Here is a 15,783-nt window from a genome sequence, read left to right as displayed (position 1 = left end):
CGTTCACTGGGAATACCGAAAAGATACCCCAATAGCATGATTTTAAACAGTCTGACCGGATCTTCTGCCGGACGACCGTTATTAGGGCAATAAAGTGGTGCTACCGCTTCTCGAATAAATTCAAAATCAATGACTTTAGCTATTTTACGAACAAGATGATTTTGAGGAACAAGCGCATCTAGTGAGATTTGCTCTATTTTTTCTGGTGTCGCTGGAGTTGGTTTTTTTAGCATAGAAGAATTCCTCTTATAATGGACTCCTCTCTATTAGATCAAAGAACTCGCCAAAAAGCGAGTTCTTTGTCATCAATCTGAAAGCAGGCTATTAGTCCTGCTTTTTTGTTAATATTTTATAATTAATGTTTTTATTATTTGGGCTTTTATTTATTAATGATTTGCATCACTTTGCCAGCCATTTTTAGCTAAAGTAAAGAAACCGACTCCAACCGCAATTAACGCCACAAAAGAGATGTAAATACCAGCACCAAGATAACTATATTGACCTAATAAATGTTCAGGGCTTAATAGATAAATGGTTAATGCTGGTGTAAATGCACTAAATAGCGCATAGGCTAAATTATACGAAAATGACAAACCAGAATAACGGATCGCAGGAGGAAAAGCTCTTGTACCAACTATTGCTGTCATTGCAATAGAACCAATAAATAGCCCAAATACAGCCCAAAGCGAATAAAGTTTAGTTAAGGACATATCTGGCGACAAAGAGCTATAAAATACAATGCTCATAATAGCAAGCCCGCCCCAGTTAATCAGCATTGTTTTTGTTGTACCTATTTTATCTTCTAACCAACCAAAAATAACGCAACCGATAGTCAAAGTTAGTGCTGCAATACAACCACCAATACGCCAATCAAGATTAGCAAAATGGTACATACCACCTACAATACGACTTGGTGTAATCAAAATACCCACCATAATTGCCGTCGATAACGACCAAGTCAAAAGAGCTACAATTAGGCAAGCTGTTTTATGTTTTTGAAGCACGGTAACGACAGGAATATTCTTTTCAATTGCTTTGCGTGCCGCTAACTCTTTAAAGATAGGTGTTTCAGATAAAAATCGACGTAAATAAACCGAAATAACGCCAAAAATACCACCAATAATAAACGGAATACGCCAAGCATAATCTAAAATATTTACAGTAGTAAAACAAAGATCAATAATAATAGTCACAATAAAACCAAGTAAAATACCGCCAGTAATCCCAGATGTTAATGTACCGACACCAAGTCCATAACGTTGCTTTGGTACATGCTCGGCAATAAATACCCAAGCTCCTGGCATTTCGCCACCAATGGCGGCACCTTGCAACATGCGCATGACTAAAAGCAATAGCGGTGCAAAAATGCCGATCATTTCATAAGTGGGTAAAATCCCGATGATAAACGTCGGTAATGCCATCATTGCGACACTTAGGGTAAACATCTTTTTACGTCCCACTTTATCACCAAAGTGCGCCATAATTATGCCACCAACAGGACGAACCAAATAACCAGCAGCAAAAATACCCCAAGCAAACAAATCTAACGTTAAAGGCGATAATGTATCAGGCAAAAATAGTGGTTTAACGATGGTATCAATATAAAGTGCGTAAATAACAAAATCATAAAATTCGAGCGTACCGCCTAAAGACTATAACACTAATGTTTTTAAATCCTTACTATTTAATGGCCGCGCATTGGGTTGCCATTGTGCATTTATTTCAGACTGATTCATGAACTAACCTTATTCTTATTGTTAAATTGAGATAGAAAATCAAGAAAATATATTTTTTTGACTGAATCTTATAAAGAGTCTCCATTTTGTCACAAAAAAGTCTTTTTTCCCATCATAAAAAAATTTAATGAATGACATTAAACTGCATATTTGCTTTATAATCTTAAACTATTTATAATTTTATTGGATAACCGAACTCATTATTTATCATGTGGTTAATCCAAAAGGATCATTTAATGACACATCAAAAAGTAAAACGTTGCAGTTGGGTTACAAACGATCCGCTTTATATTGCTTATCATGACAACGAATGGGGTATTCCCCAATATGATAGCCTTAAGTTATTTGAAAAAATCTGCTTGGAAGGACAACAAGCGGGGTTATCTTGGATCACGGTACTGAAAAAACGAGACGAGTATCACCGTTATTTTTTTGATTTTAATCCTGAAAAAATTGTCCAACTAACTGCACAAGATATTGAATTATTCATGCAGAATAAAGGATTAATACGCAATCGCTTAAAGCTCAATAGTATAATTAAAAATGCCCAAGCTTATTTATTGATGCAAAAAAATAATGAAGACTTTTCTCAATTTATTTGGTCTTTTGTTGATGGTAAACCGATCACTCATCATTACAAAGACAAAAGCGAATTGCCAGTTAGCACAGAAATATCCGACAAAATGTCAAAAGCACTTAAAAAGAAAGGCTTTAGTTTTGTTGGTTCCACCATTTGTTATGCATTTATGCAATCTATGGGATTAGTCAATGACCATTTTGAAGATTGCTTTAAAAAAGGAATTTAAGTTAATGAAAATGATACAACTAGTAAAATATGCCATTATCGCCATATTAAGTTATTTTATTGTGTGTAATGTGATTATTCTTAGTTATGCCGAACAAAAACCACAAGATAATGCCGACACCATGGTGATTTTAGGTGCTCAAGTAGTGGGAACACCAGCGCAGGCACCTCCAACATTACAAGCTCGTTTAGATGTTGCGATTAATTATTTGCAAAATAATCCCAATACAAAAGTCATTGTTTGTGGCGGGCAAGGCAAAGATGAGTCAGCAAGCGAAGCTAGTGTAATGGCTGATTACTTAATCAAAAAAGGCATTGAATCTTCAAGGGTTCATATTGAAGATAAATCAACCCGAACTGCTCAACAATTTATATATGCAAATGACGTATTACCATTAGGAAACACGGTTATTGTAACGAATGATTTTCATCTATTACGCTCAATTATGCTAGCTAAACGCTCGGGTTTTAATGAAGTATCAGGATTATCGGCACCATTGAGTTGGACTAATTTTGATAAATATATTGCAATGATAAGAGAACCACTTGCGTTAGCAAATTCTTGGTTATTTGATCATCCTAAAGCTAAAAAAAGCTAATGCTTGTGATTAAATCGAATTTTTACGATTTTTTAAATTCACCCAACTAATGGTGGCATTGCCATAAGCAACAGCTGTTTTTACTTGTTGTCCATGATATCATGGCAACATTGCTGTTTAATTTAAAAATGAAAAGAATGAACTTAGATACGATTGTTGCACAAGCAACTCCCCCAGGGCGTGGAGGGGTTGGTATTTTGCGTGTTTCAGGGCCTCAGGCTCAAACTGTTGCTCAAGCGGTATTGGGCAAATTGCCTAAACCTCGTTATGCCAATTATTTGCCTTTTTTAGCATCAGATGGCAGCACGTTAGATGAAGGCATTGCCTTATTTTTTCCTAATCCCCACTCATTTACGGGCGAAGATGTGCTTGAATTACAAGGTCATGGTGGACCGATTATTTTAGACTTACTTTTAAAACGCATTCTTGAAATCCCAAGTGTCCGCATTGCTCGACCGGGGGAGTTTTCAGAGCGCGCATTTTTAAATGATAAATTAGATCTTGCTCAAGCTGAAGCAATTGCTGATTTAATTGATGCCAGTTCTGAGCAAGCGGCAAAATCGGCGGTTTCATCGCTACAAGGCATCTTTTCAAAGAAAATAGATGTACTTGTTGAATCATTGATTCATCTAAGAATTTTTACTGAAGCGGCGATTGACTTTCCTGAAGAAGAAATCGACTTTTTATCTGACGGCAAAATTGAAGCTCAACTTAATGAAGTGATTGCACACTTAAACGAAGTTAGGCAAGAAGCTAAACAAGGATCGCTACTTCGTGAAGGTATGAAAGTTGTCATCGCTGGTCGACCAAATGCAGGTAAATCAAGCTTACTTAATGCCTTAGCTGGGCGTGACGCAGCCATTGTTACCGACATAGCTGGCACTACGCGCGATGTACTGCGTGAACATATCCACATCGATGGCATGCCACTACATATTATTGACACTGCAGGACTACGCGAAGCAAGTGATGAAGTGGAACGAATCGGTATTGAACGTGCTTGGCAAGAAATTGAACAAGCCGACAGGGTACTGTTTATGGTAGACAGCACAACCACAACAGAAACCAACCCCGAAAAGCTATGGCCAGAATTTATTGAACGCTTATCTAAAAATATGCCAGTAACTGTAATTCGTAATAAAGCCGATTTAACTGGTGAAGCACTAGGATATAGCGAAGTAAACGGCTACTCACTCATTCAACTTTCGGCACGAACAGGCGAAGGCGTTACCTTATTGCGCGAACATCTAAAACAGGCCATGGGCTTTACTAGCAGTACTGAAGGTGGATTCTTAGCCCGACGCCGCCACCTGCAAGCACTTGAAAAGGCAGCAGAGCATTTAAATAATGGTAAGTACCAACTTATCACATTCCATGCTGGTGAATTACTTGCCGAAGAATTAAGACTAGCGCAAGAAGCTTTAAGTGAAATTACAGGGCAATTTACTTCTGATGATTTGTTAGGTCGTATATTTAGTTCGTTTTGTATTGGAAAGTAGAGATAAACGACCAGATGGTAACATTATCTAGTTTCATAACAAACTAGATAATGCCCATAAAATGAATTAGATAATTTATTTTGTTATGGAAATTTATTTTATAAAAATCAGTTAAATATCAATTTATACAAATCTTAATTTCAATAGACTTAAATAATTCTTAGTTCTTTTAATGATAATTTTATAAACGCATAAAAAATAGGTGCAAAAATTAAACCAATCACGCCAAAAAGAGTTTCTAAAAAGAGCATTGCTATTAACAATTCACAGATACCTGCATGAATTTTTGCCCCAACTATTTTTGCATTAAGCACATATTCCATTTTATGAATTAAAATTAAATACACAATAATTACCATTGCAACAGTAAACGATACGGTAAATGCAACAAAAAAGATTAATACATTAACAATCAAGTTTCCAATAATGGGAATAAGCCCAAAAACAAATGTGGCTAGCACTAAACTTTTACTAAATGGTAAATGAATGCCAAACATAGGCAAAATAATAAATAGCAAAATGGCAGTCATTATCGTATTAAATAAAGCAATCACAACTTGAGAGATAGCAACATATTGGAATACCACAACTAATCGGTTTAAACTGGCTTTTAACGCTTTAGTTAATGGCCTTTTTGTCACTGGATTATGAACCGCATTACGTTGGTTTTGTTTATAACCTAAAATTAATCCAATAATCATTCCTACAATTAATATGACTAAATCATGAAATACTTTTTTAATAATTGATTGTAAATAAAAGACATGCTCTTTAAGATAAATCATGATAGTTGATTCAATTTCATCAATATTATCAGGTAAATAATGAGTAACGTTTGACGGTAAGCTGTTTATTACATTGTTTACGACTAATCTTATATTTGTTAACGTTTCGGTTGGATGCTTGGCCATATCAACAAACCAAGCAAACAAATACCAAAAGCCACCAATAAAAATACCAATAATCACAGTCGTTAGCACTAATACCGAAATTAATTTTGACTGATGGCTAAACCGTACCATTTTTCGTGACAAAAAATTATCTAGTTTTTGTGTTAACGTATAGGTCAACAACCCCGCTATCACTGCCGGCATTAAATGCACGTGCATTAAAATAATGAAACTACCGGAAAACAGCGCCAGACAAAATAGACCTAATTTTTGATTGTCATTAAGTAACATTGTTGTATTATTTCCTTTAATAATCAATGCAATATATTTACAAATATATAAATTAAAATATGGGTAAAATTATAACAGATGCTTTATTATTCTTCCGCTTATTATTAATCAAATAAAATAAGCTTTAGAGGATATTTTATAATAATAAAAATCGAATAATTATTATTTTTTTTCATAAAATCCTTCACCATAAAAAATTAAACTACTATTACCTCTTGGTACAGAATAATGAAATTGTTGGCGTTCGGCTTTATGTTGTTGATGTGTATTTGCTTCGTATTGGGCAAGCTTATGGGCTAGTAATAATTTAGCTAACCGCTTATTGGCATGTTGGCTTCGTTCTGTTTGCACTTTAACACTAATACCTGTTGCTATATGGGTTGCTCTTACTGCCGATTCGGTTTTATTGACATGTTGACCACCTGCACCTGATGACTTCGTAGTCGTAAATTCAATGTTACTATCTATTATTTGCAAAGGATTTTCTAGACAAGTAACACCGATAAACCAATTCTTACGTTTATGCGTTTGTCGATACGGACTTTGGCAGATCCATTGTATGGTTCCAAGCCAACGTTGAATTAACGGTTCACTTTGTAAACCGTCAACCGAAATAAGCACAGATCGAAAAGTATTGGGCTTTTCGCCCAATACACTTTCAACTATTTCGGTAGTTACCGATAATTTACTTGCTTCACTTAAAAATTGAGTTACCGCTTTGGCAACCGCTAAACTGCACTCAGCAGGTCCTCGGGCAGATGAAAAAAAGAGTAATGCCATTAATGACCTCCTTGTGTTTTATAATTTAATATTGGAGTAAGCTGTGCGATCACTTTAACAATATTGACCTGTTGCATCGACTCAATCACACTATCGATTGATTTATAAGCTTGTGGTGCTTCCTCAAAAATTAAGCTACTATCTTCACAAATTACGCGACTACCCAGTTTAGTTCGCTTCAATTCTTGCATAGAATACCGCTTATCTAATTTTCCCTTACAGTCAGCTCGCCGCCATTTACGCCCAGCACCATGAGCCAATGACATTAATAAATTTTCACACTTTATTGGTTGGACTAAATAGCTATAATCCCCGCGTGATCCTGGGATTATCACTAGTTCATCTGTCGCTGAAGAGGCTCCTTTACGGTGTAACCAATAATCTTTTTGGGCTAATGTTACTTTTTCTAGAAAATTATGGCAGACATTTAGCACTTCATTACCTTGAGTATTAAGGTTTGTCATTAATCTTTCAGCAACCACTTGGCGATTTAATTTTGCAAATGCTACGGCATTATCATGTTTAGCTAGATAGTTTAATGCCTCAGGGCTATTATCAGGTAAACCTTGATAGCCAAAACGTGATAACTGGTTTTGTAAAATTTGATGTCCTAATCCTCTTGATCCACTATGCACCAATAAAAATAATTTTTTAGCATTAAGTTGATAATGATTAAATAACTGTTCATCAAAAATTTTACTAACCTTTTGTAATTCAGCAAAATGGTTACCACCGCCGATTGTACCTAGATTATATTTGTGCCGTATATCTGGTTGATCAATATTACCGATCTGCCGTTCTAGTTTATCAATGCTTAATTTAGCTATATTGATTTCTGTTTGCCAAAAACCCATACCACAACCAATATCACTACCAATTAAGGCTGGGTAAATGGTTTCACAACTTAAATAAGCAGCTCCAATAGGGTAGCCTTTTCCTGGATGAAGATCTGGCATACCGACGACTTTAATCATATTCGGTAAATTTGCAGTTGACAGTAATTGTTCAATAGCTAACCCTTCGATCCAAGTATTTTTTGATGCTATATATGACGCTTTGTCAGATAGCACTTGTATAGAATTGTCCATATATCAATCCATTTAATAAATATTATTGTTTTTGTTGTACCCTGAAGACGTATAAAGACTATTGTTTTGAAAAAATCACATGTAAGAAAGTGATGTTGAAAATTAAAGCTTACTTAACATCTAACTCTATTTAATAGTGATTAGAACACAATAAATTGATTGTTTGTCTAAAACAGTAGCTACTTTATTTAATATAAAGTTGTCTTTAAACATTGGGTATAATTTTAATTGGCAGGCTAGAATCGGCAGAATAAATTGAAGCAAAAATTTATGAAGAGTAATTACTTAATTATTTTGCGATAAGCCTGCAAAGGTTAGTTAAATAAATCATAATAATTCTCCTTTGCAGTTAATAATGGCGCATATCATAGTTATCTTCTTATAAGAAGTAAATAGCAGAATAAAAAATTTTAGTATTTTTTTGAAATAAAAATGAGTAAATAGCTTCTTCGGTAGGTGTTAATGCATAAAATCTATTTAAAATTATTTTATTCTTTTTAACGGGGTTGTTTAACAATCTATTTTTGATTTTTGGAAATAACTAAGATGTAGAATCCCTCTAGTTGTTTAAACTTCATGCTCAAGTAAGAGGTTTTTTAGGTAAATTTGTTAAAAATGAACAAGGTGTAAGTGCACTCGAATATGCGATTGTAATGGCTGGTGTTTCAGCCACGGTGTTATTCATTTTTAGTAGTAGTGATCAGGGACCTATTATGTCGTTGCTCAAAACAACATTTAATCTATTAAAAGCTAAATCATTATCTATACTGCAATAGAAAATGGATTAAAGATGTTTGTTTTTTAATCAATAAGAGTTACGCCATAAAGCTATGGCATTAGGCGTTTGATTAAAGTGTAGTAAAACAGATGATTGTTTATAGTGGTAGCAAATCATAATATGGTATTTCACCAGCATTGGTAAAAATGATGCGTTGGTCCAATTCCTTTCCCTATATTTAAATCATCGGCATGGCTAATTGCGCCTTGTAGATAATTTTTTGCTTGGACGATTGCTTCTTCTAAATTATTTTTAGGTAATAATGCTGCAATAGCTGCTGATAATGTGCACCCCGTTCCATGAGTGTTTTTAGTTTGGATACGTGGAAAGGTCATTCTTATTATATTATTGTGTGTGATCAAATAATCAGGGCTTTCTTTGCTTGGTAAGTGTCCACCTTTCATTAATACTGCTTTGCAACCTAGTTTGAGTAATTTTTGCCCTTGGTTTTGCATTTCATCTTCGTTTTTTGCTTCATCACAATCAAGTAATGCAGCAGCTTCTGGTAGATTGGGAGTGATAATGGTGGCTAGGGGTAATAAAAGCTCACGAATGGCCGTTACAGCATCGGATTTTAAAAGAGGGTGTCCACCTTTGGCAACCATTACGGTATCTAATACGATAGCTGGAATTGGGTTTGTTTTAAGAAGATGGTGAACGGTTGTGACTATCTCTTTATTCATCAGCATTCCTATTTTTACGCTATCAATTTTGATATCTTGATAAAGCGTGTTAAATTGGGCTTCAATAAATTCGGGCGATATTGCAAGTACCGCATCAACCCCTTGTGTGCTTTGTGCCGTTAGCGCGGTGATAACTGACATGCCATAAGCACCAAGTGCCGAAAAGGTTTTTAAATCGGCTTGAATACCTGCACCACCGCTAGGGTCTGATCCAGCAATGGTGAGTGCAATTGTTGTCATGATAATCTTTCCTATTTAGCTTGTTTGATTTTGTTAATAAGTGATAATGTTGCTTGTTGAATATCTTTTTTACCACAAATTGCCGAAACGACGGCAACTCCTTCAATACCTGTGTGAATGACGTCAGTGATATTGCTTTCATCAATACCTCCAATAGCAACAGCTGGGCACTGTTTTAATTTTACTAATTCGGTTAATTGCTTAGTACCAAGCGCTTTGGCGGCATCTTTTTTGGTTGCAGTTGGATAGATTGGACCAATTCCTAAATAATCGACTTTTTGCCAAGGCACAGCATTAAGTTGCTGGTGGTTTGAGATTGAAAATCCTAACCATTTTTTATTGCCAATAAGTTGTCGTGTAACATCGACAGGAAGATCACTTTGCCCTATGTGTACACCATCAGCATCAACAGCAAGTGCGATATCAACATGATCGTTTATAAATAGTGGTATAGGCGTGCCTTTTAGTGTTTCTTTTAATGCTAATGCGGCGTAATACCAATCTTTACCTGAAAATGTTTGTTCTGATCTTAATTGAATTGCCGTTACACCATTAGCAATGGCAATTTTGGTGGTGTTTACCATGCCATTAATTCCTTCGCATAATAAGGGATCAAGAACTAAATAAAGAGTAAGATCGAGTTGTTTTTTCATTTGTTTCCTTATTCGTGCGTTGAGTTAAATGTAGAGAGCTGATCTAATATTGAAACAGCAAAGGTGCCTAGTCCTTGCTGTTTATTGGCAAGCTCGCCTGCCTTTTTCATCATTAAACATGCTGATGCAGTGGCTTGTAATGGATCGGGTGAGTTTGCAATAAAAGCCGCTACCATGGCAGATAATGAACATCCCGTTCCTGTCACTTTTGTTAACGCTACATCACCACCTGTTATGCTATAGGTGGTGTTGCCATCGGTGATGTAATCGACATCACCAGTCATAGCAACAATAGTTTGGTATTGTTGTGCAAGTGCTTTGGCAGTATTTAAAGCCGATTGGGTTGAGTCTTGACTATCTGGTCCTTTGGATGAGGCGTTTTGTCCATTTAACGCGAGTATTTCTGAAGCATTACCGCGTATTACTGTTGGATTAAATGATAACAATTGATGAGCAATATCGGTTCGATAACTAAGCGATGGTCCAACTGCGACAGGGTCAAGTACCCATGGGGTTTGTGTTTGTTGGGCTTTTTTGGCTGCAAGTAGCATGCTGTTAGCTGTACTGTTGTGGATGGTGCCAATATTAATTAGTAAGCTATCGGCAATGATCACAAATGATTCAACTTCTTGTTCGGCAATAATCATCGCTGGCGATGCACCAATAGCAAGGAGTACATTAGCCGTAAAGTTTTGGACTACGTCGTTGGTGATACAATGTACTAGTGGGCACTGTTGTTTTATATGGTTGATAAATGTAATTGCTTGCGCAGTTTGGAATGGTTGGGCTATTGGCATATTCTTTCCTTCCTTTTTTATTTATTAATCGGTAAATGCAGGGAAGAATGTGCCAAACTTAAGCTAGGGTTTTTATGGCTGAGACTTCCCTACGCTGGTATTATCCAGATCAGGTACAACGGGTAAGATCTCAGTTTTTTGTTAGAACAAAAAACACCCCGAGTCAAAATTTATTGGTTATTATGAACTGACTATTTATTATTAACAAGCTATTGTAATAATTTTTCTATATCAGTAATTGTTTTTCTATCGGGTAAGAAGATGATCAGGTGATCGTTGTTTTCAATAGTTAGATCCGTATTGACAATAATGATATCTTCACCACGAACTACTGCGCCAATAGTTGCCCCTGAGGGGAGTTTTAGGCTATTAATATTTTTGCCGACAAGTTTTGAGGTGTCATTATCACCATTAGCAACGACTTCGATAATTTCAGATTCGCCCTGCCTTAACGAGACAACTTTAACTACGCCAGTTTGCCTTACATGACTTAATAGTTCTGAAATGGTGGCATGTTGTGGGGAAATGGCAATATCAATCACACTGTCATTAATCAGTTCAAGATAGGCTTGGCGTTGAATTAATACAATGACTTTTTTAGTGCCCATTCTTTTGGCAAGCATGGATGACATAATATTGGATTCATCATCGCTAGTTACCGCAATAAATAGATCGGTAAGCTCTATTTGCTCTTGTGATAGTAATTCTTGGTCAGATGATTCTCCATGCAATATCGTGGTGTTAATAAGTTGCTCGGCAATTAATTCTGCACGCTCTGCATTTCGTTCAATTAGTTTGACTTGATAGTCATTTTCTAAACGTTTTGCTAAAGCAACAGCGATACCTCCGCCACCGCTGATAATAATTCGTTTATAGGGCTTTTCTAATCGTTGTAATTCGCTAGTAACGGCTTTAATATTGACTGGCGGTGTGATGAAGTAGACCATATCACCCGCTTCTATTAAGGTTGAGGCGAGTGGGCGAATAAACCGATTTTTACGATAAATGGCAACGACACGAGCTTCAACATGTGGTAAATGTTCTTTGAGTTCGGATAGTTCGTTACCCACTAAAGCACCACCATAATAGGCAGTTACAGCTACTAAGCAGACACGATTATCACAAAAAGAGGCAAATTGCAGTGAACCAGGGTATTGTACTAACTGGCTAATATGGTTGGTGATAAGATTTTCTGGAGCAATAATATGATCAATGTTAATGCAATCTTTGTTGAAGCAGGGGTAATCTTCGTTATTGTATTCGGGCTCTCTGATACGCGCGACTTTTTGGGGAATGTGAAACATCACATGTCCAATTTGGCAAGCTATCATGTTGATTTCGTCAGAGTTAGTAACCGCAACAAGCATGTCTGCTGATTCGGCACCGGCATCTTTTAAGACTTGCGGATAAGATGGTTTGCCACAAATTATTTGTAAATCAAAGCGTTCTTGCAAAGATTGCAATTTGTCGTGATCTTCATCAACCACTGTAACATCGTTTTGCTTTTCGGTAACGAGATATTCAGCAAGCGCACTACCTGTCTGTTCTGCACCAAGAATAATAATCTTCATAACTAACCTGTATCGTTAAATGGCTTTAATGGTTGCTTGGTTATCTAGTTTATTAAAGCCATTACATACTATTTTATTTTTGTAACAATAGAGTATTGTTTTAGTAATTAAACAAACCCAATTGCGTCATAGACCTTTTTCAATGTTGGTTCGGCTTTTGAGCGTGCTTTTTCGGCACCTTCTTGCATGATTGAAAATAAGTAACTTTCATCATCACGATACTCATGATATTTAGCTTGCAAGTTGGTTAACATGTCAATAACTTGAGTTGCCACTTCGGTTTTTAAGTGACCATACATTTTGCCTTCAAATTCTTTTTCAAGCTCAGCAATAGGCTTTCCTGTGATACCCGTTAAAATATCAAGTAGGTTTGATACACCAGCTTTATTTTTTATGTCGTAACGAACGACTGGTGGTTCATCAGAATCAGTCATCGCTCGTTTTATTTTCTTTTCAATATCTTTTGGGTTTTCGAGTAACCCTATTAGGTTATTGCGATTTTCGTCTGATTTTGACATTTTCTTGGTTGGTTCTTGTAATGACATAACGCGTGCACCAACTTTAGCAATAAACGGTTCAGGAACGGTGAAAACATCCCCATAAAGTGCATTAAAGCGCATAGCAATATCACGCGATAATTCAAGATGTTGCTTTTGATCATCGCCCACAGGTACTAAGTTTGCTTGATAAAGCAAAATGTCTGCTGCCATAAGTACTGGATAGTCAAATAGACCTGCGTTAATGTTTTCGGCATGGCGTGATGATTTATCTTTAAATTGTGTCATACGGCTGAGTTCACCAAAATAGGTGTAACAATTTAATGCCCAACCAAGTTCTGCATGTGCAGGGACGTGTGATTGTACAAAAATAGTGCTCTGTTTGGGGTCAATTCCACAAGCTAAATAAAGGGCAAGTGTATCTAATGTGGCTTTGCGTAATTTGTTGGGATCTTGACGTACTGTGATCGCATGTTGATTGACAATACAATAAACGCAATCATATTCACCTTGCAAAGCCACCCAATTTTTTAATGCACCTAAGTAGTTGCCAAGTGTTAGTTCTCCTGATGGCTGAGCGCCACTAAATACAATCGGTTTACTCATAATTTATTCCTAATCTATGCTAATTATTTTTTTGCATCAGCTTTGGGCTGAGGTAATAATGTTAGTATGTCTTTAAAATCATCCAATAAAAAATCAGGATTGCTCGTAGCGATCGAGATGCCATAATTATAGCCATAGCTTAATGCTACCGTCGGGCAGTTGGCATTTTGCGCTGCTGTGATATCGTTTTTAGAATCACCCACAAACAAGAGCTGATCACTAAACAATCCAAATGTTGCCATAACTTGATATAAGGGCGCTGGGTGTGGTTTTAATTTAATCACATCTCCACCACCAAGCACTAATGAAAAGTACTCTTTTATACCTAAAGAAGTCAGTAAAGCTGGTAAAAATTGTGCAGGTTTATTAGTTACTAATGCGAGTGGATAATTATTATCATAGAGTGCTTTTAAGGTCTCTTTAACGTTGGAAAATAATTTAGTTTCTGCATCAATGACTTTATCATAGTGCTGATTAAATAGATCTTTAGCTTTGGCAAAGAGTTCTGTTGATGGATCGACTTCAATTGCTTTAAATACTCTTTCTAGCATGATATCAATACCATTACCTACGAAGTTTTTGATTTGTTCATTGCTAATTGTTGGTAGGTTTAAATCTGCTAGCATTTTTTGTGAGGCCAGTGCAAGCCCTGGGACACTATCGACAAGTGTACCATCTAAATCAAAAGCTACGGCCTGAATGTCATTTAATTTAGTCATGTTGAACTCCTGCTAATTCTTTACGCATGGCATCAATAACGGTTTTATAATCAGGTTGGTTAAATATAGCTGAACCAGCAACAAACATGTCCGCACCAGCTTTAGCTATTTCAGCAATATTTTCTACTTTTACGCCGCCATCAATTTCTAATCGAATATCGCGTCCAGATTCAATAATACGTTTTTTTACTTGTCGTAGTTTTTTTAAGGTTGATGGAATAAATGATTGTCCACCAAAGCCAGGGTTAACGCCCATTAATAAAATAATATCAATTTTATCTATGACATAATCTAAATAGTTTAACGGGGTTGCGGGATTAAATACAATACCAGCTGTACAACCGTGATCTTTTATTAATTGCAATGAACGATCTAAATGAACAGTGGCTTCAGGGTGGATTGATATATTGCTTGCCCCAGCATTAGCAAAACTAGTTATTAGATCTTCAACTGGTGATACCATTAAATGTACATCAATAGGTGCGCTAATGCCATAGTCGCGTAAAGCTTTACAAAACATTGAACCCATAGTTAGGTTGGGAACAAAGTGATTGTCCATTACGTCAAAATGGATAACATCGGCTCCTGCATCAAGCACTTTTTGAGTATCTTCGCCAAGACGCGCAAAATCGGCTGATAATATTGATGGCGCAATAATGTATTTTTTCATAACCTACCTCTAATAACTTTACTTTAACCAAACCTGCTTATGACTTTTTATATAACGCTAAAATCTCGTCAATTTTTTTACGGCCTTCACCAGCACAGCTAATTGAGCGCCTCATTTCTGCCCGATAAAGCTCACTTGCTTTACTGTAAAGGGTCATTGTGTAATCAGTATAATGATTAGACACTAGTACAGGTATATTTTTTTTATATGCTATGGTTTCAGCTAATTTTGATAGTTTTTTGTGTTCTTCAAATCCAAATATATTTGAATAGTAGGCTGTAAAGCCAGCTGATTCATTCGGTGATATATAGGGCGGATCACAATAAATTACTGAATTTTTTTTTGCTTGTTTCATTACTTTATGATAAGGCGCACAAATAAACTGAGCTTTTTGCGCTTTTTCTGCAAAAAAATAGAGTTCTTTTTCAGGGAAATAAATTGTCTTATAACGCCCAAATGGGACATTAAATAGCCCGCTGTTGTTATAACGACATAAACCGTTATAGCAATGACGATTTAAGTAGACAAATAAAAGTGATCTAAAATATTGGTCTTTACTACCATTAAATAAATCGCGCAGTTGATAAAACGCATCAGGATTATTATTTTGAGTGGAAAATAACAATCGAAGGTCACTAATAAATTGATCAGGGCTTGATTGTAACAATTTAAATAATGAAATTAAATCGTTGTTGATATCCGCTAAAATATAACTTTTGTAGTTAGTATTTAAAAATACAGAACCAGCCCCGACAAAAGGTTCAATTAGTTGTTCGCCTTCTGGTAGATACCGTTTAATTGTGTCCACGAGCTCATATTTCCCTCCAGCCCATTTTAAAAAGGCTCGTTGCTTCTTCAACGGATACTCCTAATTTGTCGTT

At 36.0% G+C, this 15,783-nt stretch carries 16 protein-coding genes, 1 pseudogene and 1 riboswitch; of the genes and pseudogenes, 4 read left to right on the top strand and 13 right to left on the bottom strand.

Annotated elements, in window-relative coordinates:
• Nucleotides 1-233, bottom strand: a 233-nt coding sequence (locus tag GA0061080_RS06830) for a transposase (protein WP_141683105.1), incomplete at its 3' end; no start/stop codon positions are given.
• 153 nt (nt 234-386) lie between these two features.
• Nucleotides 387-1,736: pseudogene (locus GA0061080_RS06825) on the bottom strand (MFS transporter).
• Between the two features lie 236 nt (nt 1,737-1,972).
• Between GA0061080_RS06825 and GA0061080_RS06820 the strand changes: the two are divergent.
• The 3 genes from GA0061080_RS06820 (at nt 1,973) to mnmE (ending at nt 4,639) form a co-directional block, all read left to right on the top strand.
• Complete coding sequence (locus tag GA0061080_RS06820) at nt 1,973-2,542, top strand: DNA-3-methyladenine glycosylase I (RefSeq protein ID WP_091123094.1); 570 nt, start codon at nt 1,973-1,975, stop codon at nt 2,540-2,542.
• A gap of 4 nt (nt 2,543-2,546) precedes the next feature.
• Nucleotides 2,547-3,140 carry a YdcF family protein gene (locus GA0061080_RS06815; protein ID WP_167349197.1) on the top strand — a complete coding sequence of 198 codons (594 nt, stop codon included), beginning with the start codon at nt 2,547-2,549 and terminating at the stop codon, nt 3,138-3,140.
• Between the two features lie 137 nt (nt 3,141-3,277).
• Nucleotides 3,278-4,639 carry a tRNA uridine-5-carboxymethylaminomethyl(34) synthesis GTPase MnmE gene (mnmE, locus tag GA0061080_RS06810; RefSeq protein ID WP_091123104.1) on the top strand — a complete coding sequence of 454 codons (1,362 nt, stop codon included), beginning with the start codon at nt 3,278-3,280 and terminating at the stop codon, nt 4,637-4,639.
• A 149-nt stretch (nt 4,640-4,788) separates the two neighbouring features.
• On the opposite strand, the gene GA0061080_RS06805 is transcribed toward mnmE, so the two are convergent.
• The 3 genes from GA0061080_RS06805 to GA0061080_RS06795 all read right to left on the bottom strand — a co-directional run bounded on the left by GA0061080_RS06805 (nt 4,789) and on the right by GA0061080_RS06795 (nt 7,688).
• Nucleotides 4,789-5,820 (bottom strand): AI-2E family transporter, encoded by a 1,032-nt coding sequence (locus GA0061080_RS06805; RefSeq protein WP_091123087.1) that lies wholly within the window; start codon nt 5,818-5,820, stop codon nt 4,789-4,791.
• A 162-nt stretch (nt 5,821-5,982) separates the two neighbouring features.
• Entirely contained in the window at nt 5,983-6,600 is a 618-nt protein-coding gene (prfH, locus tag GA0061080_RS06800; protein WP_091123083.1) for a peptide chain release factor H, read from the bottom strand.
• Nucleotides 6,600-7,688: an RNA ligase RtcB family protein gene (locus GA0061080_RS06795; RefSeq protein ID WP_091123081.1), complete on the bottom strand. Its 1,089-nt coding sequence runs from the start codon at nt 7,686-7,688 to the stop codon at nt 6,600-6,602. Before GA0061080_RS06795 ends, prfH begins: the two co-directional genes overlap by 1 nt.
• Before the next feature lie 563 nt (nt 7,689-8,251).
• On the opposite strand from GA0061080_RS06795, the gene GA0061080_RS06790 reads away from it, so the two are divergent.
• Nucleotides 8,252-8,464: a Flp family type IVb pilin gene (locus GA0061080_RS06790; protein WP_091123077.1), complete on the top strand. Its 213-nt coding sequence runs from the start codon at nt 8,252-8,254 to the stop codon at nt 8,462-8,464.
• A 130-nt stretch (nt 8,465-8,594) separates the two neighbouring features.
• On the opposite strand, the gene thiD is transcribed toward GA0061080_RS06790, so the two are convergent.
• The 8 genes from thiD to GA0061080_RS06750 form a co-directional block, all read right to left on the bottom strand.
• Complete coding sequence (gene thiD / locus GA0061080_RS06785) at nt 8,595-9,389, bottom strand: bifunctional hydroxymethylpyrimidine kinase/phosphomethylpyrimidine kinase (RefSeq protein ID WP_091123074.1); 795 nt, start codon at nt 9,387-9,389, stop codon at nt 8,595-8,597.
• A gap of 11 nt (nt 9,390-9,400) precedes the next feature.
• A complete protein-coding gene (gene thiE, locus GA0061080_RS06780) occupies nt 9,401-10,042 on the bottom strand; it encodes a thiamine phosphate synthase (RefSeq protein WP_091123070.1) in 642 nt (213 codons plus the stop codon).
• Between the two features lie 8 nt (nt 10,043-10,050).
• The gene (gene thiM, locus GA0061080_RS06775) at nt 10,051-10,839 is read right to left on the bottom strand and encodes a hydroxyethylthiazole kinase (RefSeq protein WP_091123066.1); all 789 of its coding nucleotides are present in this window, start codon (nt 10,837-10,839) and stop codon (nt 10,051-10,053) included.
• A 69-nt stretch (nt 10,840-10,908) separates the two neighbouring features.
• Nucleotides 10,909-11,010: riboswitch (TPP riboswitch) on the bottom strand.
• Between the two features lie 38 nt (nt 11,011-11,048).
• Entirely contained in the window at nt 11,049-12,410 is a 1,362-nt protein-coding gene (gene trkA / locus GA0061080_RS06770) for a Trk system potassium transporter TrkA (RefSeq protein ID WP_091123062.1), read from the bottom strand.
• Nucleotides 12,411-12,517: 107 nt separating this feature from the next.
• Nucleotides 12,518-13,513 (bottom strand): tryptophan--tRNA ligase, encoded by a 996-nt coding sequence (gene trpS, locus GA0061080_RS06765; protein WP_091123057.1) that lies wholly within the window; start codon nt 13,511-13,513, stop codon nt 12,518-12,520.
• A gap of 23 nt (nt 13,514-13,536) precedes the next feature.
• Entirely contained in the window at nt 13,537-14,232 is a 696-nt protein-coding gene (locus GA0061080_RS06760; protein ID WP_091123053.1) for a phosphoglycolate phosphatase, read from the bottom strand.
• Nucleotides 14,225-14,902, bottom strand: a complete 678-nt coding sequence (rpe, locus tag GA0061080_RS06755; RefSeq protein WP_091123049.1) for a ribulose-phosphate 3-epimerase — start codon at nt 14,900-14,902, stop codon at nt 14,225-14,227. Before rpe ends, GA0061080_RS06760 begins: the two co-directional genes overlap by 8 nt.
• Before the next feature lie 37 nt (nt 14,903-14,939).
• Nucleotides 14,940-15,761 carry a Dam family site-specific DNA-(adenine-N6)-methyltransferase gene (locus GA0061080_RS06750; RefSeq protein ID WP_065636551.1) on the bottom strand — a complete coding sequence of 274 codons (822 nt, stop codon included), beginning with the start codon at nt 15,759-15,761 and terminating at the stop codon, nt 14,940-14,942.
• Between the last annotated feature and the right edge of the window lie 22 nt (nt 15,762-15,783).

Origin of the sequence: Gilliamella intestini (assembly GCF_900094935.1) — a bacterium.
In the GTDB taxonomy this organism is placed as follows: Bacteria; Pseudomonadota; Gammaproteobacteria; order Enterobacterales; family Orbaceae; genus Gilliamella; species Gilliamella intestini.
Note: the sequence above shows the minus strand (reverse complement) of the source record. Positions and strands in the feature narration are given on the sequence as shown.